The organism is Halopenitus salinus, from assembly GCF_042662125.1.
GTDB classification, from domain to species: Archaea; Halobacteriota; Halobacteria; order Halobacteriales; family Haloferacaceae; genus Halopenitus; species Halopenitus salinus.
The window spans coordinates 560,665-581,517 of sequence record NZ_JBHSXL010000009.1 but is presented as its reverse complement, the minus strand read 5'-3'; the positions used below and the strand labels follow the sequence as shown (position 1 = coordinate 581,517).

Annotated in this window: 21 protein-coding genes, 1 other RNA gene and 1 pseudogene; 10 read left to right on the top strand and 13 right to left on the bottom strand. The window is 69.0% G+C overall.

All coding sequences use genetic code 11. The features are described 5' to 3' along the window. Positions 1-18: 18 nt before the first annotated feature. Positions 19-297: a zinc ribbon domain-containing protein gene (locus tag ACFQE9_RS12420; RefSeq protein ID WP_379745050.1), complete on the bottom strand. Its 279-nt coding sequence runs from the start codon at positions 295-297 to the stop codon at positions 19-21. Positions 298-512: 215 nt separating this feature from the next. Here ACFQE9_RS12420 and ACFQE9_RS12415 point away from each other — a divergent pair, with 215 nt between their 5' ends. After that, on the top strand, positions 513-821 hold the full coding sequence (locus ACFQE9_RS12415) for a hypothetical protein (protein ID WP_379745047.1): 309 nt from the start codon (positions 513-515) through the stop codon (positions 819-821). Positions 822-880: 59 nt separating this feature from the next. On the opposite strand, the gene ffs is transcribed toward ACFQE9_RS12415, so the two are convergent. Both ffs and ACFQE9_RS12405 read right to left on the bottom strand, forming a co-directional pair. Next, positions 881-1,193: signal recognition particle sRNA (ffs, locus tag ACFQE9_RS12410), an RNA gene on the bottom strand. Positions 1,194-1,267: 74 nt separating this feature from the next. Further along, a complete protein-coding gene (locus ACFQE9_RS12405) occupies positions 1,268-1,684 on the bottom strand; it encodes a DUF7548 family protein (RefSeq protein ID WP_379745044.1) in 417 nt (138 codons plus the stop codon). Between the two features lie 181 nt (positions 1,685-1,865). Between ACFQE9_RS12405 and ACFQE9_RS12400 the strand changes: the two genes are divergently transcribed. The 3 genes from ACFQE9_RS12400 (at position 1,866) to ACFQE9_RS12390 (ending at position 4,544) form a co-directional block, all read left to right on the top strand. Then, positions 1,866-2,294, top strand: a complete 429-nt coding sequence (locus ACFQE9_RS12400) for an EamA family transporter (protein WP_379745041.1) — start codon at positions 1,866-1,868, stop codon at positions 2,292-2,294. A gap of 76 nt (positions 2,295-2,370) precedes the next feature. Continuing rightward, positions 2,371-2,835: a PH domain-containing protein gene (locus tag ACFQE9_RS12395; RefSeq protein WP_379745038.1), complete on the top strand. Its 465-nt coding sequence runs from the start codon at positions 2,371-2,373 to the stop codon at positions 2,833-2,835. Beyond that, positions 2,832-4,544, top strand: a complete 1,713-nt coding sequence (locus ACFQE9_RS12390) for a PH domain-containing protein (RefSeq protein ID WP_379745035.1) — start codon at positions 2,832-2,834, stop codon at positions 4,542-4,544. Before ACFQE9_RS12395 ends, ACFQE9_RS12390 begins: the two co-directional genes overlap by 4 nt. Positions 4,545-4,614: 70 nt before the next feature. On the opposite strand, the gene ACFQE9_RS12385 is transcribed toward ACFQE9_RS12390, so the two are convergent. The 5 genes and pseudogenes from ACFQE9_RS12385 to ACFQE9_RS12365 all read right to left on the bottom strand — a co-directional run. Then, the gene (locus ACFQE9_RS12385) at positions 4,615-5,370 is read right to left on the bottom strand and encodes an ABC transporter permease (RefSeq protein ID WP_379745032.1); all 756 of its coding nucleotides are present in this window, start codon (positions 5,368-5,370) and stop codon (positions 4,615-4,617) included. Beyond that, positions 5,367-6,467 (bottom strand): ABC transporter ATP-binding protein, encoded by a 1,101-nt coding sequence (locus tag ACFQE9_RS12380; RefSeq protein ID WP_379745029.1) that lies wholly within the window; start codon positions 6,465-6,467, stop codon positions 5,367-5,369. Before ACFQE9_RS12380 ends, ACFQE9_RS12385 begins: the two co-directional genes overlap by 4 nt. A gap of 96 nt (positions 6,468-6,563) precedes the next feature. After that, positions 6,564-8,003 (bottom strand): heme o synthase, encoded by a 1,440-nt coding sequence (locus ACFQE9_RS12375; protein WP_379745026.1) that lies wholly within the window; start codon positions 8,001-8,003, stop codon positions 6,564-6,566. 45 nt (positions 8,004-8,048) lie between these two features. Continuing rightward, positions 8,049-8,546: an FAD synthase family protein gene (locus tag ACFQE9_RS12370; protein ID WP_379745023.1), complete on the bottom strand. Its 498-nt coding sequence runs from the start codon at positions 8,544-8,546 to the stop codon at positions 8,049-8,051. 140 nt (positions 8,547-8,686) lie between these two features. Beyond that, positions 8,687-9,166 (bottom strand): annotated as a pseudogene (locus tag ACFQE9_RS12365) (Mov34/MPN/PAD-1 family protein); the annotation flags it as partial. A 159-nt stretch (positions 9,167-9,325) separates the two neighbouring features. Here ACFQE9_RS12365 and ACFQE9_RS12360 point away from each other — a divergent pair. Then, positions 9,326-11,416: a DHH family phosphoesterase gene (locus ACFQE9_RS12360; protein WP_379745020.1), complete on the top strand. Its 2,091-nt coding sequence runs from the start codon at positions 9,326-9,328 to the stop codon at positions 11,414-11,416. Here the strand turns inward: ACFQE9_RS12360 and ACFQE9_RS12355 are convergent. Together ACFQE9_RS12355 and ACFQE9_RS12350 are read right to left on the bottom strand one after the other, a co-directional pair. Continuing rightward, positions 11,413-12,996, bottom strand: coding sequence for a phospholipase D-like domain-containing protein (locus ACFQE9_RS12355; RefSeq protein ID WP_379745017.1), 1,584 nt, complete (start codon positions 12,994-12,996; stop codon positions 11,413-11,415). The two genes, ACFQE9_RS12360 and ACFQE9_RS12355, sit on opposite strands and share 4 nt — an antisense overlap. Positions 12,997-13,272: 276 nt before the next feature. Then, positions 13,273-14,610 carry a HEAT repeat domain-containing protein gene (locus ACFQE9_RS12350; RefSeq protein WP_379745014.1) on the bottom strand — a complete coding sequence of 446 codons (1,338 nt, stop codon included), beginning with the start codon at positions 14,608-14,610 and terminating at the stop codon, positions 13,273-13,275. Between the two features lie 199 nt (positions 14,611-14,809). On the opposite strand from ACFQE9_RS12350, the gene dpsA reads away from it, so the two are divergent. From dpsA to ACFQE9_RS12335, 3 genes are all read left to right on the top strand, one after another. Then, a complete protein-coding gene (gene dpsA, locus ACFQE9_RS12345) occupies positions 14,810-15,358 on the top strand; it encodes a DNA starvation/stationary phase protection protein DpsA (protein ID WP_379745011.1) in 549 nt (182 codons plus the stop codon). A 114-nt stretch (positions 15,359-15,472) separates the two neighbouring features. Continuing rightward, positions 15,473-16,555 (top strand): NADH:flavin oxidoreductase/NADH oxidase, encoded by a 1,083-nt coding sequence (locus ACFQE9_RS12340; RefSeq protein ID WP_379745008.1) that lies wholly within the window; start codon positions 15,473-15,475, stop codon positions 16,553-16,555. 64 nt (positions 16,556-16,619) lie between these two features. Beyond that, positions 16,620-17,552 (top strand): DUF7547 family protein, encoded by a 933-nt coding sequence (locus ACFQE9_RS12335; RefSeq protein WP_379745005.1) that lies wholly within the window; start codon positions 16,620-16,622, stop codon positions 17,550-17,552. 18 nt (positions 17,553-17,570) lie between these two features. Here ACFQE9_RS12335 and ACFQE9_RS12330 read toward each other — a convergent pair whose 3' ends face one another. Together ACFQE9_RS12330 and ACFQE9_RS12325 are read right to left on the bottom strand one after the other, a co-directional pair. Beyond that, on the bottom strand, positions 17,571-18,011 hold the full coding sequence (locus ACFQE9_RS12330; RefSeq protein ID WP_379745002.1) for a PhlB family protein: 441 nt from the start codon (positions 18,009-18,011) through the stop codon (positions 17,571-17,573). Next, positions 18,008-19,168, bottom strand: a complete 1,161-nt coding sequence (locus ACFQE9_RS12325; RefSeq protein WP_379744999.1) for a thiolase family protein — start codon at positions 19,166-19,168, stop codon at positions 18,008-18,010. Before ACFQE9_RS12325 ends, ACFQE9_RS12330 begins: the two co-directional genes overlap by 4 nt. Before the next feature lie 119 nt (positions 19,169-19,287). On the opposite strand from ACFQE9_RS12325, the gene ACFQE9_RS12320 reads away from it, so the two are divergent. Continuing rightward, entirely contained in the window at positions 19,288-19,803 is a 516-nt protein-coding gene (locus ACFQE9_RS12320; RefSeq protein ID WP_379744996.1) for a macro domain-containing protein, read from the top strand. Between the two features lie 51 nt (positions 19,804-19,854). On the opposite strand, the gene ACFQE9_RS12315 is transcribed toward ACFQE9_RS12320, so the two are convergent. Next, positions 19,855-20,058, bottom strand: a complete 204-nt coding sequence (locus ACFQE9_RS12315) for a heavy-metal-associated domain-containing protein (RefSeq protein ID WP_379744993.1) — start codon at positions 20,056-20,058, stop codon at positions 19,855-19,857. A gap of 121 nt (positions 20,059-20,179) precedes the next feature. On the opposite strand from ACFQE9_RS12315, the gene ACFQE9_RS12310 reads away from it, so the two are divergent. Next, positions 20,180-20,776 (top strand): AsnC family transcriptional regulator, encoded by a 597-nt coding sequence (locus ACFQE9_RS12310; RefSeq protein WP_379744990.1) that lies wholly within the window; start codon positions 20,180-20,182, stop codon positions 20,774-20,776. Positions 20,777-20,853: the final 77 nt, after the last annotated feature.

Here is a 20,853-nt window from a genome sequence, read left to right as displayed (position 1 = left end):
GGGGATTCCGGCGACCGATCATCCCCGACGACGTGCCTTCGCGTCGAGATAGCTCGTGTATCCCCCGAAGGCGAGCCCGATCCCCACGACGGCGAGCGCGAACCCGATCCACCGCGAGAGGCCGACGGAGAACGCCGCGAGCGGCACTCCGAAGAGCATCGAGGCCGCACCGAGCCCGCCGAGGGCGGCCGCGAGGATCGGCGACGGCTGCAGCTCGCCGCAGTGGGGACAGACGCGGACGTCCTCGTCGATGACGCGGTCGCAGGTCGTACAACGGACGGAGCGTCCACCGGGCACGCGTGGAGCCTCAGACCGCGGTCGGAAGAAACGAACGGTGTCAGGATCGCAACGGGGCAGGGAGCGGGACGGAGCCAGGATCGGAACGAAATCAGGAGCGGAACGGAGCCAGGAGCGGAGTCGGGGTCGCTCGCCGGCCGGAGCGTCGGCGCGGAAGCGCGGACGGTGTGTTGACGTACCACATTCATAAGGTGGTCCACGGCGTAGGTCGCCACATGAGCGAGGAGGACCCCTGGAGCACGATCGATCTCGAGCGGGCGGACCGGGCGTCGATCGACGTCAGCGTCGGCGAGAGCGACCTCTCGGTGGGCGCGCCGCGCGAGTCCCCCGATTACGCCGCGATCGACGTCGAGACCGCGGACGGCGAGCGCCTCACCCTCAGCATCGAGACCACGGCGGGCGACCACGGAACCGGGATCGCGAGCGTGGAAGTCACCCCCGAGGAGGCGAGACGGCTTCGGGACGTCCTCGCCGGCGTCGTAGAGCGCGGAGAGATCGAAGAGGGCGAAGGCAACGAAGAGTGAAAACGTCCGTGGAGGATTCGACCCACGGCCACGGCTGGCGGTGCGAGACGACGTATGAATGGTGGACGACCGGGATCGCCCGGCGTTCCGGCACGGGGAGTCCCGGTTGCCTCCTCCACCCCGCGACCCGACGAGCGACGCACGTTCGACGGTGGGCTGCTCGCTTCCGCGCCTGACCCGGTACCATCGACCAACCACGACGGACCGCTCCTGCGAGCGGGCGCCGCGGACCGCTGTCCCCGTCGGACGAGGCTTCCACGTTGGCTCCCGGGGCCCGGGCCGGTCCGGCCCGGACTCCCCCGGCGTTCGGTCCCCGCTGAAGACTGCCTCACGGGTTGCGAGCGGGGCCTAACCGCCCGACCTAGTCCGTCCTTCGATAGCCCGCTTTGACATAAGGGCCTTTCGTTGTTCGGGGCGCAGCGGGAACCCAAGGACGTGCGGTCGACTCACTCGAGGACCGAACGTGCGTAGACGCCAGCGGCGACGAGAACCGCGATCGCTGCGATAAAGACGGCGACCGGATGCCACTCGATCCACCGATAGCCGCTCGGGAAGCTGTAGAGGACCGTCTCGTCGATCGACGCCCACCACAGTCCGACGAGTCCGACGACGACCACGCCGAGCACGACGAGGCCGCCCGCCATCGCCTCCGGGTCCACGTTTCCTCGCTCGCCAGAGGCGAATCCCACGGCCCCGACGAGCGTGAACGCGACGACGGCCGTGAGTCCGACCGGGCCGGACCCGTAGTAGGCGGCGAGAAGCTGCGTGTTGCCGTCGACGAGGACGAACGGGGCGGCGGCGACGACCGCCGTGATCACGGACGCGAGCGCGCCGATCCGGGGGGCGATCTGGCGGCGTTCCATGTCGGTCCGTCGCCGCCGCGAGGGTTAAAACGGGACGATTCCGGCACGACGCGCTTCACGTCCGTTGGCGACGCGAAGCCTCAAGGAGTCGACCGGCGTCCGGACGTCAGTTGGACGCCATAAACCTGTGGAACCCGGAAGCGACGGGGTCGTTTAAGTCTCCGCTCGAGAATCGACGCGTATGCAGCCGTACCTTCCCTACTCGCTTCTGGCCGTCTCCGCGTACGCGCTCGTCGCTCCGCTCATGCGCGTTGCGACCTCCGGCGCCGACGCGATCCCGAGCGACGTTGCCGCCGCGATCTCGAACGTGATCCTGGTCGCGGCGGCGCTCGCGATCGCCGTCGCGGGAGGACACGACGTCGCCGCACACCTCGCGAGCCCGAAGGTGGGCTACGTGGTGGCCGCCGGTGCCTGTCTGGCGGTCGGCATCCTCGCGTACTACCGCGCGCTGGCGCTCGGACCGGTGAGCGTGGTGACCCCCATCTTCGCGACCTTCCTCGTGTTCTCGTCGATCATCGGCATTCTGGCGCTCGGCGAGTCGCTCACGGCGCGAAAGGCGATCGGCATCCTGCTCGCGATCGGCGGCGTCTACCTCGTCTCGACGGCGTGAACCCCGCGCCACGGAGACTTATACCGGACGACGCACAATCGGGAGCCATGCTCGCAGTCCTCCGGGAGGACGAACGGTGACCGATCGGAAGCTACACCCGCGGATCCGCGTGCTCTGGCTGTTTCAGGCGGTCCTGCTGGCCGGTATCCTGTCGTCCATCGCCTTCGCCGCGACGGCCGTCCTCGACGCTCCAGAGTGGATCGCGTTCGCGGTCGGAGGGGTCGTCCTCCTCCTCGCGGGGACGCACGCGTTCCTTCGGTATCGGCGGTGGAGCTTCGAGATCCGCGAGGACGCGCTCTACCTCGAACGCGGGGTGATCACGCAGGTCCGGACGGTGGTCCCGCTCGTTCGGATCCAGCACGTGGACTCGAGCCGAGGCCCGACGGAGCGGATCGCGGGACTCGCCTCCTGTGTCGTCTACACGGCCGGATCCCGTGGCGCCGACGTCCGGATTCCGGGGCTCTCGCCGGGGGACGCGGACGACCTCCGCGAGCGGCTCAAGCGGCTCGCGATCCGCGCGGAGGGGGAGGACGCGGTGTGAGGCTCGCGCCGGTCTCCATCCCCTACCGGGCGGTGAAGCGGGTCTCGAGCCTGCTCGTCGCCGTCGTCTTCATCGGAACCGCCGGAAGCTTCGAGACGGCCCTCGCGTTTGGGGCCGCGGCCGTCGCCCTCGCGGGGGCGCTCGCCTACGAGGTGGCTCGCTATCGCCGCTTCGAGTACGAGCTGACGGAGGACACCTTCGACGTTCGATCCGGGGTGATCTCGCGCCGCGACCGGGAGATCCCGTACCGACGGATCCAGAACGTCGACGTCTCCAGAAGCGTCCTCCAGCGCTTGCTCGGGATCGCCGCCGTCGATCTCGAGACCGCCGGCGGATCCTCGACGGAGGGGGCGATCCGGTACGTCACCGCCGAGCGCGCCGACTGGCTCAGATCCGAGATCCAACGGCGAAAACGGGAGAACGAGACGGAAAACGGGGACTCCCCGGCGTCGAGCGGTGCGACGGAAGCCGCCGCCGGGGGCGTGTCGGCGGACGAATCGGAAACCGTCCTGTTCGAACTCTCGTCCACGGAACTCGCCCTGGTCGGCGCGCTCTCGTTCGATGCGCGCCTGATCGGGCTGCTCGCCTTCCTCGCGTCCGGGTCGGTTCCCGTCCTCTCGAGCATGCTCCCCGATCTCACGGCGATCGCGGTCACGATGGCCGGTCTCGGAGTCGTCGCCGCGTTGTTCGTCGGTTCCTGGCTCCTCGGGGCGGCGATCGCGATCTCGAACTACTACGGCTTCACGCTGAGCAGGGCCGGCGACGAACTGCGCTACGACCGCGGGCTGTTCCGGCAGTATTCGGGCTCCATCCCGACCGGCAAGGTCCAGACCCTCCACATCACCGACAACCCGGCCAAGCGACTGCTCGACTACGCGACGTTGACGATCGAGACCGCGGGCTACGCGCCCGGCGGGGGCGGCGACTACGGCAGCCAGGCAGCGATCCCGATCGCCAGACGTGAACGCGTTCTCGACCTGGCACGGGAGATCGAGACCTTCGGCGACCCGGAGTTCGAGCGACCGCCCTCCCGGGTCCGAGTTCGGTATGCGATCCGGTATCTGGCGGTCGTCGCCGTTCTCGCGGCGATCGCGTTCGGCGTCGATCGCTACGTCGCGGCGTCGCTGCCGTGGTACGGCGTCGCCGGACTCGCCGTCCTCGCGCCGCTCGCGGCCCACTACAAGTGGGCCCATCGGGGGTACTGGCTCGGCGAGGACCACCTCCTCACGCGATCCGGGTTCTGGAGGCGCGGAACGAGGGTCGTCCCCTACTACCGGATCCAGACGGTCGTCGACACCCGAACCGTCTTCCAGCGGCGATGGAACGTGGCCACGGTCGTCGCGGACACCGCCGGGTCCGGTGGATTCCTGGGCCACGAGGCGGCCGCGCTCGACGTCGAGGCGAGCGACGCCGACCTGATTCGGGACGAACTCGAAACGCGGCTGCAGCGATCGCTTTCGGACCGCCGGGAGGCGGAAGGCTCCCGTGGAACGCAGGGATTCGAGTGGGCGGACCCGACGGCAGAGTCTGGGGCGGAGATCGATCCCGGGGCGGAGGTCGCTTCCGGCGATCCGATCGAGGGGCTCGACGAGCACCGGAAACGCGATCCGGACGAACCGGACGAATCGGACGAACCGGACGAATCGGACGAACCGGACGAATCGGACGAACCGGACGAATCGGACGAACCGGACGGGACCGATCGCTGACCCGCTGGCACCCTCACCGGGGACGATCGACGATCGATCCGTCCGCGGAAGGATCCGTGCACAGCAGGGTTCAGTCCGTCCGGGGGAGAGCCCTCGCCCCGAGCGCGAGCGCGAGGACCGCGAGGGCCGAGAGCACCGCAAGCTCGAGTCCCCACGCGCCGCCGTCGTAGGTGATCGCCCGCACGCCGCGTGCGAAGTAGGTGAGCGGCGAGGCGTCGACGGCCGGCAGGAACCAGCCGGGAAGCAGCGCCGGCGGGACGAAGGTCTCCGAGAGGAAGAGGATCGGCAACGCGATCGTGTTGCTCGCGGCGATGACGCCGTCCTGGGTGTCGGCGAACGAGCCGATGAGTGCGCCGACCCCGCAGAACGTCGCGACCCCCGCGACGACGAACGCCGGGAGCGCCAGAAGCGACGGGCTCGCGCGCACCGTCGCGTCGGTGATCGCCACGACGAGGCCGAAGACGAGCAGGCTCGCGACGCCGATGATCCCGACGTTCACGAGCGTCTGTGCGAACAGCCACTCGCCGCGCGACAGCGGCGTCGTCGCCAGCTTCTCGAAGCGGTTGCCGTCGCGGTGGCGTGCGATCTCGGAGCCGACGCGCGAGAGGGGAGTGAACAACACGACGACGCCGACGTATCCGGGGAGGTAGTACCCGGCGGGCTCCGCGAACAGGCCGCCGCCCGTGGGCTGGGTCCGGACGAGCGCGCCGAAGATGACCACGAGGATGACCGGGAAGAAGAACGTGAAGAAGACGGCCGTCCGCCGCCGGAGGAACGACCGCGTTGCCGCGAGCGCTTCGGATCGAACGCGTCCAATGCGACTCATCGATCCCCTCCGCTTTCGGCCATTTCGAGAGCGGTCGGACGATAGGTCTCCCCGGTGAGTTCCAGGTAGACGTCCTCCAGCGTCGGCTCGCTCCACGAGAGCGACTCCACCTCGACGCCGGCCGCCGCAAGCGCCTCGACGACCGCGTCGATCGACGCCGGTTCGACCCCCGAAACGACGAGGTCCGCGGTTTTACCCACGGACGCCCCGTCTCGACCCCGTGCGGCCGAAAAACGCGTTCGCGAGGTCACTGCCCGCAGGGCTGTCTCGGCTCCGTCCGCCGCCGCGCCATCCGACAGCCGCACGGAGAGGGTCGGTTCGCCCCCGTGTTCGGCGATCAGTTCCGACGGCGTTCCGACGGCGACGATCCGCCCTTCGCGGATGAGCCCGACACGGTCCGCCAGCCGCTCTATCTCGTCCATGGCGTGGCTCGTCACGAGCACCGTCGTTCCGCCAGCGGCCAGATCGCGGACGAGTCGATGGACGTCGCGGCGGCCCGCGGGGTCGATCCCCGTCGTCGGCTCGTCGAGGAACAGCACCTCCGGGTCGTTGACGAGGGCCGTACCCACACAGACGCGACGCTTTTGACCCCCGGAGAGCGTCTCGTACCACGCGTCAGCGTCGTCCGACAGCCCGACGTCCGCGAGCACGGAGTCGACGGATCGCGCCTGGGCGTACAGTCCGGCGTAGTACTCGAGCAGCTCACGCGCCGTGAGGCGGGCTGGGGGGTCGAACGACTGGGGAAGCAGGCCGATCCGCTCGGGATCGGCGTCGGTCGGATCCGCGCCGAGCAGTTCGACCGTCCCCTCGACGTCGGTGGTCCCCGTGAATCCCCGGACGAGCGTGGTTTTGCCGGCGCCGTTGGGGCCGATGAGCCCGAACACCTCTCCCCGGTCGACCGCGAGGTCGACGCCGTCGAGCGCGCGGACGTCGCCGTACGCCTTTCGAACGTCGGTCGCCGAGAGCGCCCGCCGTGCCGGCCCGTCGCCATCGTCGTCACCGTCGCCGTGGTCGCGGTCCGCGCCGGCGGCGACCGCTCCGTCTCGACCGTCGCTGCCGTCGTCGCCGACCCCGTCCGCGCGGGACGTTCCGGTCATGGATCCCGGTCGGTCTCGAACGCGCCTAAGGATTCCTCTTTGGGATCGGCGATCACGGCCATAGCGGTCGGCGATCGCAGCCACGGCGAGCGGCGATCACACGACCATCGAGTCGATCACGACGGCCAGTAACAGGAGGCCGAGGTACGCGTTCGAGGCGTGAAACGCCCGGAACGCGGCCGACTCGGTGCGCTCGTAGTGGAGCCTGACCACGGCCCACAGGAAGACCGCGCCGAGGACGACCCCGACCCCGACGTAGAGCACCCCGAGGGCGTCGGCGGTGGCGGCGAGGATCGCGGCCGCGACGAGCGTAGCGCCGAGGTACCAGAGGATGTGGCGACGCGTCGCCGTCTCCCCGCGGACGACGGGCATCATCGGAAAGCCGCCGCGCGCGTAGTCCTCTCGGTAGGCGAGCGCGAGGTTGTAGAAGTGGGCGGGAGTCCAAAGGAAGATGAGCGCGGCCAAAAGCAGCCCCCCGCCGCCCACCTCGCCGGTCACCGCCGCCCAGCCGATGAGCGCCGGCAGCGAGCCGGCGGCGCCGCCGATGACGGTGTTCTGGACGGTGTTCGGCTTGAGCACGAGCGTGTAGACCACGCTGTAAAAGACGATCGCCAGGAGTCCGAGTCCCGCCGCGAGCGGGTTCACGAGCCAGAACAGCCCGACCGAGAGGGCCGTCAACAGGAGCCCGAACGCCGTCGCACGGCGGACCGAGACGAGATCGACGGCCAGCGGCCGGTCGGCCGTCCGCTGCATCCGCCGGTCGACGTCGCGCTCGAGCACGTGGTTGAACGTCCCCGACGCCCCGATGGCGATCGAACCGCCGGCGAGGGTCAACGCGACCGTCCGGGGCGTGAATCCGGGACCGCCAGCCAGCGCCATCGCCGCGGCGGCGACGAGACACAAAAGCCACATCAGCCGGGGTTTCATCAGCCGGAAATAGGCCGCGGCGGTCGCCCGCAGACGCGGCAGCCCCGACTCCGGAACCGGGGAGGACGCGTCGCCGGCGGGCTCGACGGTGCCGTCGATGGTCCCGTCGACGTAGTCGAGGTCGGCGACCGCGTCAGCGTCGCCGACGGCGTCGACCGACTCGTCCGGGTCGCCGGTCTCCGCCTCCAACCACCACGTCAACGCGGCCATGGCCGCGGCGAAGATCGCGATCCCGACGCCGAGATGGAGCGTGGACGTCACGGCGGACGCGTCGGCGGTCGCGACGTAGGCGCCGAGTCCCGCCTGAACGGGATAGGCGAGAAACACGACCGAAAGCGACGCGCGAACCCGGCGGGAGGTCGACCGGCGGAACGCGGAAACGACGGTCGCGACCACGAGCGCACCGACGCCGAGCGCGGCCAGACGGTGGCCGATCGCTATCCAGCCGACCGTCTCCGCGGGGAGGGTGTATCCGTCACCGCAGGCCGGCCAGGCGGCACACGCGGTCGCCGCGTCCGAAAGCGTCGCCGTCGCGCCGACGACGAGAAGCAGGTACACGCCCATCGTCGTCGCCGCGAGCAACGCCGGAAATCGGTCCTGGCGAGTCACCGTTCTGGAGTTGGAAACCGCGACATATAGCTTCCGCGCTTCGGTTCACGCACGCGGACCGTCGACTCCGTCGACTCCGTCATCACGTTCGGAATCGTCGTCCGGTGTGCGTTCGCCTCCGCGTTCCGAAAGGACGCGATCCACGATGCGTCCCGTCGAGAGCAGCTCGCCCTCGTAGCGCTTCTCTCGGGGTGTCGCCCGCTCGATCCGGCAATCGATCCCGTGATCGGCGAGACCCCCGGCGATCGCCTCGTCGTCGTGATGCTGGTCGTATCCGAGGACGATGACGTCCGGATCGAGGCGCCGGACGGGCGTGAAGATGTCCGACTCGTGGCCCAAGTGTGCCTCGTCGACCGGATCGAGGGCGGCGACCATCTCGCGGCGCTGCTCGGCCGGGAGGATCGGCCGTCGCTTGTGGGTGACGTTCGTGGGGCGTGCCACGATCACGTGGAGTTCGTCGCCGTGGCCGGCCGCGTCGCGAAGGTAGTGGAGATGTCCGGGATGGAGTAGGTCGAAGGTGCCCTGCGCGAGGACGCGGGTCATCGCAGCCACCCCAGGATCGATCCGCCGTCGTCCTGCTCATCTCGACGTCCGCCGTCGCCCCCCTCCTTCCGTCTCCCGCCCTCTCTGCGTCCATCGTCCCATCTCCCGTCGTCGACGTCCCGATCGATCTCGCGTCCCTCCTCGCGCAGTTCGCGGTCGATGTCGGCCTGGGTGAAATCGAAGAAGTGCGACTCGGGGAGATCGACGTCGAGAACATCGAGCGTCGTCGGCCGTCCCTCGTTGTCGAACGCCTTCCAGTCGCTCCAGCCGTAGGGCGCACCCACGATGAGGTGGACCTCGCCCTGGCCGAAGGTGGCCAGATCGGCGTCGCTCGGGCGGAGCACGCCGTTCGGGTGAGAGTGGACCGATCCCACGGACCGGAGGTCGTTCGGCTTCATCGTCGATCGGACGGTCGCGCTGACCGGGTTCGACTCCGTCCCGGGGATGACGAGCACGTCGGTGATCACCTGTCCGTTCCGGTCGAGATCGAGTTTCCTCGCGTCCTCCGCCCGCAGGAACCCCATGTACTCGTTCGGGTGGGTGTCCTCGCAGGCCTCGAGGACGAACTCCATCGTCTCCCGGGCGATCCCCAGGAGGTCCTTCGACCGGAACAGGCGCATGGGCGACACTGGGCGCCGTCGACTCAAAGGGATTCCGGACGACGGCTCCGATGAAGCGATCCCGAAGGTCGGCGACCGATCGACCACGGGGTCGACGGTTGGGGAAGCCGAGAGATCGAGATAACAAGCTTAACACGCGCCGGCCGCGAACCGCTTTCCATGACCGATCAGTTTGCCGGGGATTCCGGCACCCGGGACGATTCGAGTCCCGATTCCGACGCCGACGGCTCGACGGAGGCCGACAGCTTCGAGTACGTCGAGGAAGCCGCCGCAGCCGAACGATCCGACGACGCCGACGGTTCGGCTGACGCCAGCAACGATCCGGCGGACGCCGGAACCGATCCGGTCGATGAGACCCACGACCCGAACGAGTCGGACGAGTCGGACGACGACCGTCCCGTCGTCCACGATCTGGCCCCCGACTGCACCCGTGCCGACGTCGAGGTCGGCGCCCACTACCACGCCGAGGTCAACGGCGTCGTGGACTACGGCGTCTTCGTCGACGTCTCCGACTCCGTCTCCGGACTCGTACACGAGTCGAACCTCTCGGGGTCCTACGAGGTCGGCGACCGGCTCGTGGTGAAGCTCGAGGAGGTTCGCGAGAACGGCGACGTCGCCTTTGACGACGTCGATCTACAGGACTACCGGACCGAGATCGTCGAACACGAGCCGACGATCGCCCGGATCCGCGGGCTCAAGCCGGCCGAGAACGTCACCGTCGAGGGCGAGATCGTCCAGGCCAAACAGACCGGGGGCCCCACGATCTTCGCGGTCTCTGACGCGACGGGCATCGTCTCGTGTGCCGCCTTCGAGGAGGCCGGGGTACGGGCCTATCCCGACATCGAGGTCGGCGATCTGGTTCGCGTCGAGGGCGACGTCGAGACGCGCGAGGACGCGCTCCAGATCGAGGTCGACTCGATGCAGCCCCTCAAGGACGAACGCGCGCGGTCCGCTCGCGAACGGATCGACGAGACGCTCGCCGAGCGCTCCGAGCCCGCTGACGTCGATCCGCTGATCGAGTGGGAGGCCTTCGAGCCGATCCGCGAGGACCTCATCGAGGTCGCGAGGCGGCTCCGGCGGACGGTCCTCGAGGGGCGACCGATCCGCGCGCGACACCACGCCGACGGCGACGGGATGTGCGCCGCGATCCCGGTCCAGTACGCGCTCGAGAACTTCATCCGCGATGTCCACGAGGACGCCGACGCGCCGCGACACCTCTTCAAGCGACTCCCGAGCAAGGCCCCGTACTACGAGATGGAGGACGTCACTCGCGATCTCAACTTCGCGCTCGGCGGCCGCGCGAGGCACGGCCAGAAGCTTCCGCTTCTGTTGATGCTCGACAACGGCTCGACCGAGGAGGACGTCCCCGCCTACGAGAACCTCGCCCACTACGACATCCCGATCGTCGCCGTCGACCACCACCACCCGGACCCGGAGGCCGTCGAACCCCTCCTCGACGCCCACGTCAACCCCTACCTCCACGGCGAGGACTACCGGATCACGACCGGCATGATGTGTGTCGAACTCGCCCGACTCATCGACCCGACGATCGACGGCGAACTCGACCACGTCCCGGCCGTCGCGGGGCTTTCGGACCGATCGAAGGCGGATGCGATGTCGGAGTACCTCTCGTTGGCCGCGGACGCGGGATACGACCGCTCGCACGTCCTCGACATCGGCGAGGCGCTCGATTACGCCGCCCACTGGCTGCGCTACTCCGAGGGGAAGACCCTCGTCAACGACGTCCTCGACGTGAACTGTCCGGACCCCGATCGTCACGGGGAGCTCGTCGAGTTCCTCTCCGAACGGGCCGAACGTGACGTCGAACGCCAGATCGACGCGGTCGAGGAGCACGTCGAACACGAGCGGCTTGCCTCCGGGGCTCGCCTCTACCGGATCGACCTCGACGAGTACGCACACCGGTTCACCTATCCGGCGCCCGGAAAGACGACCGGCAAGCTCCACGACACGAAGGTCGAGGAGACGGGCGATCCGGTCATCACGATCGGATACGGTCCGGACTTCGCCGTCCTCCGTTCGGACGGGGTCCGACTCGACATCCCGACCATGGTAACCGAGCTCAACGAGGAGCTTCCCGGCGCCGGCGTCTCCGGCGGCGGCCACCTCGTCGTCGGCTCGATCAAGTTCGTGAAGGGACGCCGCAGCGAGGTCATCGAGACGCTCGTGGGCAAGATGGCCGACGCGGAGATCGACGAGGCGCTCTCGTCCGCGACCGTGCTGGAGGACTAGACGAACGACACCTCCCGGCGGGCGACGACCGCGACCGTCGCCGCCGCGATCGCGACCCCTCCCGCGAGCCCGATCGGGAGCTGGACGCCCCCGCCGCGCCAGTCGGCGGCGTAGGTCGCCTCGAAGTAGGAGGCGGCCTGCGGGCTCTCGAGCACGACGAGAACCTCGCGGTTGGTCGTCGCCGCCGCCTCGTTCCAGTTGAGGCTGCCGATCACGACCGAATCGTCGATCACCATCCCCTTTGCGTGGATCTTGCCGTAGCGACCACGCGGCTCGGTCACCGCCACCGAAAGCGGGAGGCCCTCGCGGTCGGCCCGTCGGTTCAGCCGAGCGGCGAGGGCCGCGTTCTCCTCGCGGTCGTACCACGCGTTCGAGAGCAGCACCCTGCTCTCGACGCCGCGGTCGGCCGCACGGATGACCGCCTCGAGGAGCCGCCACTCCGGCCCGGCGGTTCGCGGAACCATCACGAGGATCCGGTCGTCCGCGGCGTCGATCCGCTCGGTGAGCCGATCGGCGGCGTTCTCCGGCGCCAACAGGAGCTCCACCTCGTTAGCGGTCGTTCGCCGCGGTTCGAACCGGGTCGGGTACTCCTCGGTGGAACGCGTGGACCCGTGTGTGGTCAGATTCGATCGGGCACGTCGCCACGGGATCGCGTCCCCGGCGCTCGCGTCCCGGTCGAACACGTCCGCGAGATCGGCGGCGAACCCCCCGTCGTGGACGACCGCGCCCCAACCGCGGTTTCCGGCGCCGCCGGTGCCCGACGGCTTCCAGTTCTCCGTGAGCACCACCGCCCGGTCGTCGACGACCGCGTACTTCGGGTGGTGAAAGGAGAACCGCCGTCGGTCGCCGGCGAGGACGCGCGGTTCGATCCCGGCCTCGAGGAGCCGATCGAGCGTTCGAGCGGTTCCCCCGGAGAACCCGCCGACGGGGCGTCCCTCGACGAGTACCCGGACCGTCACCCCGCGGCGGTGGGCCGCGATCAGCGCCTCGGCGATGCGCGCCGACTCGAACGTGTAGCCCGCGAGCAGGATGCGCTCCTCGGCTCCGGTCACCGCCGAGTGAGGGGCCTCGCTCGCGTCCGGCAGGACGAAGACGTCGACGTCCGCGGGACCGTGCGGTCCGGGCAGGTCGTGGGGTTCATAGCCGTAGGGTCGCCAACCGCCACGGCCGGTTCCGTAGCCGCCCCCCTCCCACTCGCGGTTCCACACCTCCGCCTCGGGGGCTCGCTCGTAGCGCACCGAGTCGACGGCGATCCCCTCGAAGGCGAGCGTGATTCGGTCGCCGTCGTCCGCGAGCGGGAGGTATCCGGGAAGTCGAAGCACCTCGTCGTCGACGTGGGCAGCTGCGGCCTCGGGGTTACGGCTCAGGATCGTCCGCCCGGAGGCGTTCCTCGGCAGCGGCGTCTCGTGGTGGCCGTCCGAGAGCGACCAGTTTCCCGCGACCGGGAGGTCGACGATCAGGTACTCGCCGACGTCACCGTCGGCGACCGGATTCGGGTACAGCTCGACGATCGTCCCGTTCGAGGGCGTTTCGTTCGGGGTACCCGACGACGAGGGCGCGTTCGGGAATGTTCCGCCCACGTCGGCGGGGGGACGACCGTGGACGCCAGCCCCACCCGCCCCGGCGACTGTCGGAACGGCCAGGAGGGCTCCCGCGAGAAGACCGACGACGAGGAGGCAAACGAGGGATCGATCGTCGGGAAGTGACGCGATTCGACGCACGGGACGTCTGGCTCGTTCCGATATATAACCCTCCGGGTGCGGATTCGAACGAGGCGACGGATCGACACGTGTGGGTAGAACGGGCGAACCGCCGTAGAACGAGGAACCGGTACGACCTCGACGAACGGCGACCCTTCAGGCGGTCGGTGCGTCGGCGTCCGCGTCGGTGCCTGTATCCGTGCCTGCGTCGAGCGTCTCCTTTGCCTTCTCGGCTTCCGTCTGGACGATGAAGACGCGCTCGTCGTCGTGCTCGGCCACGGCCTCGAGAGCCTCGCGGGTGCCGATCTGTCGGAGCGCCCACGCGGCGGCCGATCGGACGTCCGCGGATTCGTCGCTCGAGAGCGTCTCCGCGAGCGGATCGACGGCTCGTGCGTCGCCGATGAGGCCGAGGGCGCGGGCCGCGTAGGGACGTACGTTGTCGTCCTCCATCTCGAGTTTGTTCGCGAGCGGCTGGACCGCCTCGGACGCGCCGATCTCGCCGAGCGCCTTGAACGTCGCCTTCTGGAGCTGCGGGTCGGAGTCCTCGTCGACGTACTCGAGGAGCGTCTCCGTGGCCTCGTCCGCGGCCATCTTGCCGAGGATCCGGATCGCGACCTTCTCGCGTTTCTCCGCGCGACCGAGCAGCTCATCGAGGGCCGCCTCGGTCGCCGCGCGCTTGCCCATGCGCTCGAACGCCTCCATGCAGTGGCGCTCCATGAAATCCGACTGGAGCGAATCGAGCGCGAGCAGGATCATGTCGACGTTGCCCGCCTCCTCGTGGGCCTTCAGCGCGGACCACTCGACCGGGTAGTCCTTGTAGTGGCCGAGCACGTCGAAAAAGCCCTCGGCGAGGAGCTGTTCGTTCGTTCCGAGGTCCTCCCACCGCTCGGCGTCCTCGAGGTCCGCCGAAAGCGTCTCGGCGCCCTCGACGAGCGTCGCGATCGTCTCCGCGTCCGCGTCCGCGTCGAGGTCCGCGTCCTCGATCGCCTCCGTGATCGACTCCAGGGTGAGGACGAGCGCGTCGACGTCGTCCGTCTCGGGCTCGACATCGACGCCGAGCGTCTCCGCGACGTGGGCCGCGAACGCCTCGATCGCCGCCTCGACCTCCTCGAGTCCCGTCTCGGTCCACTCGGCGCTCTCGATGTCGTCGATCGCCGCCTCGACGTCGTCGATCACGTCCTCGGCGTACGGACCGCGCGCGTCCGACAGCGACGATCGAAGGTCCTCGATCCGCGACTCGAGGGCCTCACGCAGGTTCTCCTCGTCCTCGTCCTCGGGGTCCGGCAGGTCCGCCTCCGAGAGGGACGACTCGGCGTCGGAAAGCAGGGCCTCGACGTCGTCGAGGTCGGCCTCGGTCTCGGCCGCCTCGAGCTTGCTCTCCACCTCGTCGAGATACTCGCTCAGGGACTCCTCGGTCACGTCTCCCGGAAGAGTCGGGGACTCCGCGTCCGTTTCTTCGGGGGCGTCCTCCGGCTCGTCCTCGCCGTTGCTCATACCGTGAATCTGCGTGTGTGGTCCATTAAGTCGTTTCCCTTCGTGCGCGCTCGCCCGCCCGGAGACGCTTCGGTCGAGGAGACGGACAGTAGCCGATCGGGTGGGGAGTTCCAATATGAAAAAAATGTGTTTTTAGATGGGAAAATAAAATTCCGTAATATGAATGTTTAAGTGGAATACGGACGAATAGGAGGACGAGATGAGTACCCAGAGACACGTCCGACAGCAGTACGGAACGGTCGAAGAGAGCGAAGCGCTTCGGATCCCCGAGGAGAAGGCCGAGCAGCTCGTCGACGCCTTGAACACCGATCTCGCGTCGACGTACGTGTTGTACCACCAGATCAAGAAACACCACTGGCTCGTCGAGGGCGCGGAGTTCCGTGACCTCCACGTCTACCTCGGCGAGGTCGCCGCGGACCTCGAGGAGGGCGCCGACGTCATCGCCGAGCGCGCGCAGGCGCTCGGCGGAGTCCCGCTTTCGGGCGGCGCGAACTACGAGGAACACGCGCCCGTCTCGGGAGAGGACGCCGACGCCTACGACGTCCGGACGTCGCTCGAAAACGACATGGAGATCTTCGGCGACGTCATCGAGTCGCTTCGCGAGCACGTCCGGCTCGCGAACGACCTCGGCGACTACACCACCGAGGAACAGCTCCGTGATGTCCTGGTGGACGTCGAGGAGCACGCACACCATCTGGAACACTATCTCGAGGACGACACCCTCGTCACCGGGGACTCGATGGCCTGATCGGCCCGGAACGAGTGTTTCGACCGACGTCCGCTTCCGCGGGTCGAACCGAACTCGACGACCCCGGGTTCGTGGACCGTAGCCGATTAGCGTGACCGGAGCGTTTCCGTGGACATGGCCACGCTGTTCTCCCCGATGACGATCCGGGACACGGAGATCCGAAACCGCGTCATGATGTCGCCGATGTGTCAGTACTCCGCGGAGAACGGCTTCGCGGACGACTGGCACCGCGTCCACCTCGGCTCGCGCGCCGTCGGCGGCGCCGGCGTCGTGATGGTCGAGGCGACCGCGGTCGAACCCCGCGGTCGGATCTCCCCCGGCGACCTGGGGATCTGGTCGGACGAGCACGCCGACGCGCTCACCCCGATCGCGGAGTTCGTCCGCTCACAGGGAGCGACCCCGGCGATCCAGCTCGCACACGCGGGCCGAAAGGCGTCGACGTCGCGACCCTGGGAGGGTCGCGAGCCGCTCTTTCCCGACGGCGATGGCTGGGAGACGATAGCTCCGAGCGGACCGTACCCGTACCCCGACGCGGAGGCGCCGCCGACACGCGAGATGGATCACGACGACATCGAGACCGTGATCGAGGCCTTCCGCGACGCCGCCCGGCGAGCCCGGGACGCGGGCTTCGAGATCGCGGAGGTTCACGCCGCGCACGGCTACCTGCTCCACGAGTTCCTCTCGCCCGTCTCGAACGACCGGGACGACGAGTACGGCGGCAGCTTCGAGAACCGCGCTCGGCTCGTCCGCGAGGTGACGTCCGCGGTTCGTGAGGTCTGGCCCGACGACTCGCCCGTGTTCGTGCGCATCTCCGCGACCGACTGGCTCCCCGACCGGGAGTCGTGGGACCTCGAGGGGTCGATCCGGCTCGCGCCGCTCCTCGCCGAGGCCGGCGCCGACCTGATCGACGTCAGCAGCGGCGGGACCCACCCCGATCAGCAGTTGGAGAAGCCCGGGCCGGGCTACCAGGTGCCGTTCGCGGAGTCGATCCGCTTGGAGACCGACGTGCCGGTCGCGGCGGTGGGCAAGATCACCGATCCGACACACGCGGACGCGCTGGTGCGCAACGACCGCGCCGACCTGGCGGCGCTCGGCCGGGAGCTGCTTCGAAACCCCTACTGGACCCTCGAGGCCGCCCACGAGCTGGGCGTCGACCTCGAGTGGCCGGTCCAGTATCGCCGCGGTCGCTTCGAGTGACGCACGCCGCGGCAAAATCAAAGCGTACGTACGTTTTTGCGTTCGGAGGGCGAACGTCCCGGCAATGACCGACGGCGATCGACCCGCGGATCGCGATCGCGACGAGGACCTTCGGGAGCGTCTCGCGGAACTCGAGGACGTGCTCTCCCGGCTTCGCTCGGATCTTCGAGACGAGGTCGGGACTCGAAGTCGGGTCCCCAGACCACCCAGCCCCGCCGAGCTGCTCCGGTTCACGGAGCGATACACCCTCCCGACCGTCATCGCGCTGTTGGAGGCCGCGATCCGCTCCCTCGAGCTGCTTCGAGCCACGCTTCGACTCGCGGATCCGGAACGTCGAGGCGTCGTCGACGGACCGGACACGGACGGTTCGAGCGACCGGCTCGCCGACGTCCGCGACGGAACCGCCGCGGGCGTTCGCCGGAGCCTCTCGGAGCTTCGGACCGCGCTCTCGGCGGCCGACCTCCCACGCGAGGCGACCTCCAGGGAGCTGCTGGAGGACGCGCGAACGCTCTCCGCGGAGATCGACGAGCTGCTGGCCGAATTCTCGACCGATCCGGGAACGAAGAACGGGATCGATCCGGATGATTCGACCGACCGACGCTCGGACCCTGGCGAGGGCGTCTCGATCGACGTGCGTGATCCCGATTCCAGCCCGAACTCGGATTCGGAGTCGACGTCGACCGCGGACGAGGACTCGGACTCGGCGTCGACCGTGAACGAGGACTCGGACCCCGAAGCGTCGAGTTCGGGGACGGCGGACGATGCGTCGCCGCCGGCGGTCGACGTCGACGCCGAACTCGAGTCGATCAAGGACGAACTCGCGGACGACGACACGAACGGAGACGAAAAAGCGGGTGAAGAGCCGGACGAGGCCGAACCGGACGGCGAGGAAACCGGGAGCAACGAGGCAAGCGGGAACGAGCCCGGTGGCGACGAGGCAAGCGCGAACGGATCAGATGCCGACGATACGACGGCGGGCGACGATCCGGCGGCCTGAATCCGGGGAGCGTGCCGACTACTCGGCCGGCTCGAAGCGGAAGCCGTCCCACTCCTGGCTGTCCGGTTCGCGGATGCCGGCGTCGGGATCGCGAAGCTCCTCGGCGTACACCGGTACGACCGTATCGCCGATCTCGACGTCCGCGTCCTCCGTGACCTGTCCGATCGCGCGAACCGGCGGGGCGTCGTCGAGATCGAGGTCGAACTCCACGATGGCGAGCGTGTTCGGCGCGCGGACGCCCGGCGGGGTGGCCGTCGCTTCCGTCCAGGTGACCACCTCCGCCTCGTGCTCGGCGAGGTCGACGGCGTCGACGCGTTTCGCGCCGTTCGGCCCGACCGGGTGCGGCGGGTAGGTGACCGTCCCGTCGGCGTAGCGTGCGGCCTCGAAGACCGGAGCGCCGTCGTCTCCACGTCCCTCCTCGTGTTTCCCGTCGTCCGAAGTTCCGTTCGATCCGCTCATCGGCCCGCCTCCATGACCGTGGTCGTCACGCAGTTTCCGAACCCGCCCACGTTACACGCGAGACCCACGTCGGCGTCGACCTGACGTGCCCCCGCCTGACCGGTCAACTGCGCGAAGATCTCGTGGATCTGTGCGACGCCGGAAGCACCGAGCGGGTGGCCCTTCGATTTCAACCCGCCCGAGGTGTTGATCGGCAACTCGCCGTCCCGGTCGGTGACGCCCTCCTCGACCGCCCGCCAGCCCTCGCCCTTCTCGAAGAAGCCGAGGTCCTCCGACTGGAGGAACTCGAGGATCGTGAACATGTCGTGAAGCTCCGCGACGTCGACGTCCTCCGGGCTCATCCCGGCCATCTCGTAGGCGGTCCCGCTCGACTCGACGACGCCGCCCATCGTCGTGGGGTCCGCGCGCTCGTGGACCACGTGGGTGTCCGTCGCGCCGCCGATCCCCGCGACCGTGACGTACTCGTCCTCGGGGACGTACTCTGCGGCGACCGACTCCGGACAGAACAGGAGCCCCGCCGATCCGTCCGTGATCGGACAGAAGTCGTAGAGGCGAAGCGGGTCGGCGACGATGGGCGACTCGAGCACCGTCTCCAGGTCGACCTCCTTGCGGAACTGCGCGTGGGGGTTGTCGACGCCGTTGCGGTGGTTCTTCACGGCGACCTTGCCGAGCGACTCCCGCGGCGCGTCGTAGGTGTCGAGGTAGAGCCGGGCGGTGAGCCCCGCGAAGGAGGGGAGCGTGACGCCGTGTTTGTACTCGACCGGGTGGGTGAGCGAGGCGATCACGTCCGTCGCCTCGGCGGTGCTCCGGTGGGTCATCTTCTCGCCGCCGACGAGCATCGTCAACTCGGAGGCGCCGGAGGCGACCGACTGCCAGGCCGCGTAGACGCCCGCGCCCCCGGAGGAGGAGGTCTGGTCGATCCGGGCGGTGTAGGCCGGCATCGCGGCCAGGTCGTGTGCGAGCGCGTTCGAGATCCCCGTCTGTCCCTCGAACTCGCCGCTGGCCATGTTCGACACGTAGAGGTGATCGAGATCGCTCGCCTCGACGCCGGCGTCCGCGAGGCAGGCCTCGCCGGCCTCCGAGAGCAGGTCGAGCACCCACCCCTCGCGCTCGCCGAACCGCGTCATCGAGGCGCCGATGATCGCGACGCGTTCCATACCCGTGGATGCGGCGCCCCCGTCGTATACCTTCCCCTTTTCGTGTTTTCCCGTCTCGCGTTGCGCGATCGCCGCATGCGGCACGTCCCTTCATGACCCTCGCCCCCGTCGGATCGGCCATGGAGTTCGACGTCATCGAGGGCGACATCGCCGCACGGTCGGCCGACGTGCTCGTCAACGCGGCCGGAACCAGCCTCCGGATGGGCTCGGGCGTCGCCGGCGCGCTCCGGCGCGGCGCCGGCCGCGCGATCAACGAGGAGGCCGTCTCGAAGGGCCCCGTCGATCTTGGCGGGACAGCCGTCACGGATGCCTACGATCTCGACGCCGAGATCGTGGTCCACGCCGCCGCGATGCCCCACTACGGCGACGGAAAGGCCACCGCCGCGAGCGTCCGGCTCGCTGCCCATAACGCGCTCAAGCGTGCCGATCGGGAGGGATACCGTTCGCTCGTGATGCCCGCGCTGGGCTGTGGGGTCGCCGGCTTCGATCTCGAACGGGGCGCACGTCTCATCGCCTCGGAGATCGACGCCTTCCGTCCCGAGTCGCTCGCGGACGTCCGGTTCATCGCCTACGGAGAGTCCGAGGCGGAGACCGTTCGACGCGTCGCCGAGGACGTTCGTTCCGGGGAGCCGTGATCGCGGGCGTGGAGCGACGGTCGACGATACGGATCCGTGGGCTCGAGACCCTCAGTCGTCGACGACCTCGTAGCCGGCCTCCTCGACCGCCGCCGCGAGCACCTCGCGATCGGTCCCTCCGGCCACGCTCACCGTAGCGATCCCTCGCTCGTGGTCGGCTGACGCCTCCTCGACGCCCGGTACCTCCGAGAGCGCCTCGACGACCGCGGTTTCACACCCGTCACACGCCATGCCGTCGACGTTCAGTTCCACCATGTGTGTTCGTAGGCACCCCCGGTTCATCCGAATTTCCCTTTCGATTCGAAAGACGATGTGGGGGGAGGATTCGGATCCCCGTCGTCGGATCCGTTATCAGCCACGGGGTCGAAACCGCGGTATGCGCACGCTCGATGAGACCGACCGCGAGATACTCGAGCTGTTGAGCGAGGACGCACGCCGCCCCTTCAGCGACGTCGCCGATCGCGTCGGCCTCTCGGCGCCCGCCGTCTCCGACCGCGTCGACAGACTCCGGGAGATGGGCGTCATCGAGGGGTTCACCATCCGGGTCGATCACGGGACGCTCTCGAGCGGGATCGGCGTCCTCCTCCGGATCGACCTGCCGATCTCGGTCGCGGAGGACGCCTACCGCGGGCTCGCGGACCACGATCGGGTCGAACACGCCTTCGAGACCGCGGACGGCGAGGTCGTCTGTTCGGCGACGATCGACCCCGGGTCCGTCGACGGGCTGCTCTCGGAGGCGCTTTCGGATCCCGACGCGATTCGCGAACTCGAGGTACAACTGCTCGCCTCGCGAGCGTGGGACTCGACGATCGGTTCGGACGTGGAACTCGCGATCGACTGCGTGGAGTGCGGCAACACGGTCACGAGCGAGGGCGAGTCGGCTCGGATCGACGGGACGCTGTACCACTTCTGCTGTGGCTCGTGTCGCTCGCGGTTCGAGGAGCGCTTCGAGCGGATCGAGGAGGGGGCCTAAGTCGGCGACCGAGGGAGAGGACCCGCTCTTCGAGACCCACGTGATCGGTGGGTCGCGAGCCGTCTCACCACCGCCTT

What these genes read in the sequence shown, in the direction of transcription:
- ACFQE9_RS12360 (WP_379745020.1), top strand. Translation starts at nt 9,326, where the DNA reads ATGACCGATCAGTTTGCCGGGGATTCCGGCACCCGGGACGATTCGAGT.
- ACFQE9_RS12385 (WP_379745032.1), bottom strand. Translation starts at nt 5,370, where the DNA reads ATGAGTCGCATTGGACGCGTTCGATCCGAAGCGCTCGCGGCAACGCGG.
- ACFQE9_RS12400 (WP_379745041.1), top strand. Translation starts at nt 1,866, where the DNA reads ATGCAGCCGTACCTTCCCTACTCGCTTCTGGCCGTCTCCGCGTACGCG.
- ACFQE9_RS12330 (WP_379745002.1), bottom strand. Translation starts at nt 18,011, where the DNA reads ATGAGCGGATCGAACGGAACTTCGGACGACGGGAAACACGAGGAGGGA.
- ACFQE9_RS12340 (WP_379745008.1), top strand. Translation starts at nt 15,473, where the DNA reads ATGGCCACGCTGTTCTCCCCGATGACGATCCGGGACACGGAGATCCGA.
- ACFQE9_RS12380 (WP_379745029.1), bottom strand. Translation starts at nt 6,467, where the DNA reads ATGACCGGAACGTCCCGCGCGGACGGGGTCGGCGACGACGGCAGCGAC.
- ACFQE9_RS12310 (WP_379744990.1), top strand. Translation starts at nt 20,180, where the DNA reads ATGCGCACGCTCGATGAGACCGACCGCGAGATACTCGAGCTGTTGAGC.
- ACFQE9_RS12415 (WP_379745047.1), top strand. Translation starts at nt 513, where the DNA reads ATGAGCGAGGAGGACCCCTGGAGCACGATCGATCTCGAGCGGGCGGAC.
- ACFQE9_RS12370 (WP_379745023.1), bottom strand. Translation starts at nt 8,546, where the DNA reads ATGACCCGCGTCCTCGCGCAGGGCACCTTCGACCTACTCCATCCCGGA.
- ACFQE9_RS12315 (WP_379744993.1), bottom strand. Translation starts at nt 20,058, where the DNA reads ATGGTGGAACTGAACGTCGACGGCATGGCGTGTGACGGGTGTGAAACC.
- ACFQE9_RS12325 (WP_379744999.1), bottom strand. Translation starts at nt 19,168, where the DNA reads ATGGAACGCGTCGCGATCATCGGCGCCTCGATGACGCGGTTCGGCGAG.
- ACFQE9_RS12335 (WP_379745005.1), top strand. Translation starts at nt 16,620, where the DNA reads ATGACCGACGGCGATCGACCCGCGGATCGCGATCGCGACGAGGACCTT.
- dpsA (WP_379745011.1), top strand. Translation starts at nt 14,810, where the DNA reads ATGAGTACCCAGAGACACGTCCGACAGCAGTACGGAACGGTCGAAGAG.
- ACFQE9_RS12350 (WP_379745014.1), bottom strand. Translation starts at nt 14,610, where the DNA reads ATGAGCAACGGCGAGGACGAGCCGGAGGACGCCCCCGAAGAAACGGAC.
- ACFQE9_RS12405 (WP_379745044.1), bottom strand. Translation starts at nt 1,684, where the DNA reads ATGGAACGCCGCCAGATCGCCCCCCGGATCGGCGCGCTCGCGTCCGTG.
- ACFQE9_RS12320 (WP_379744996.1), top strand. Translation starts at nt 19,288, where the DNA reads ATGGAGTTCGACGTCATCGAGGGCGACATCGCCGCACGGTCGGCCGAC.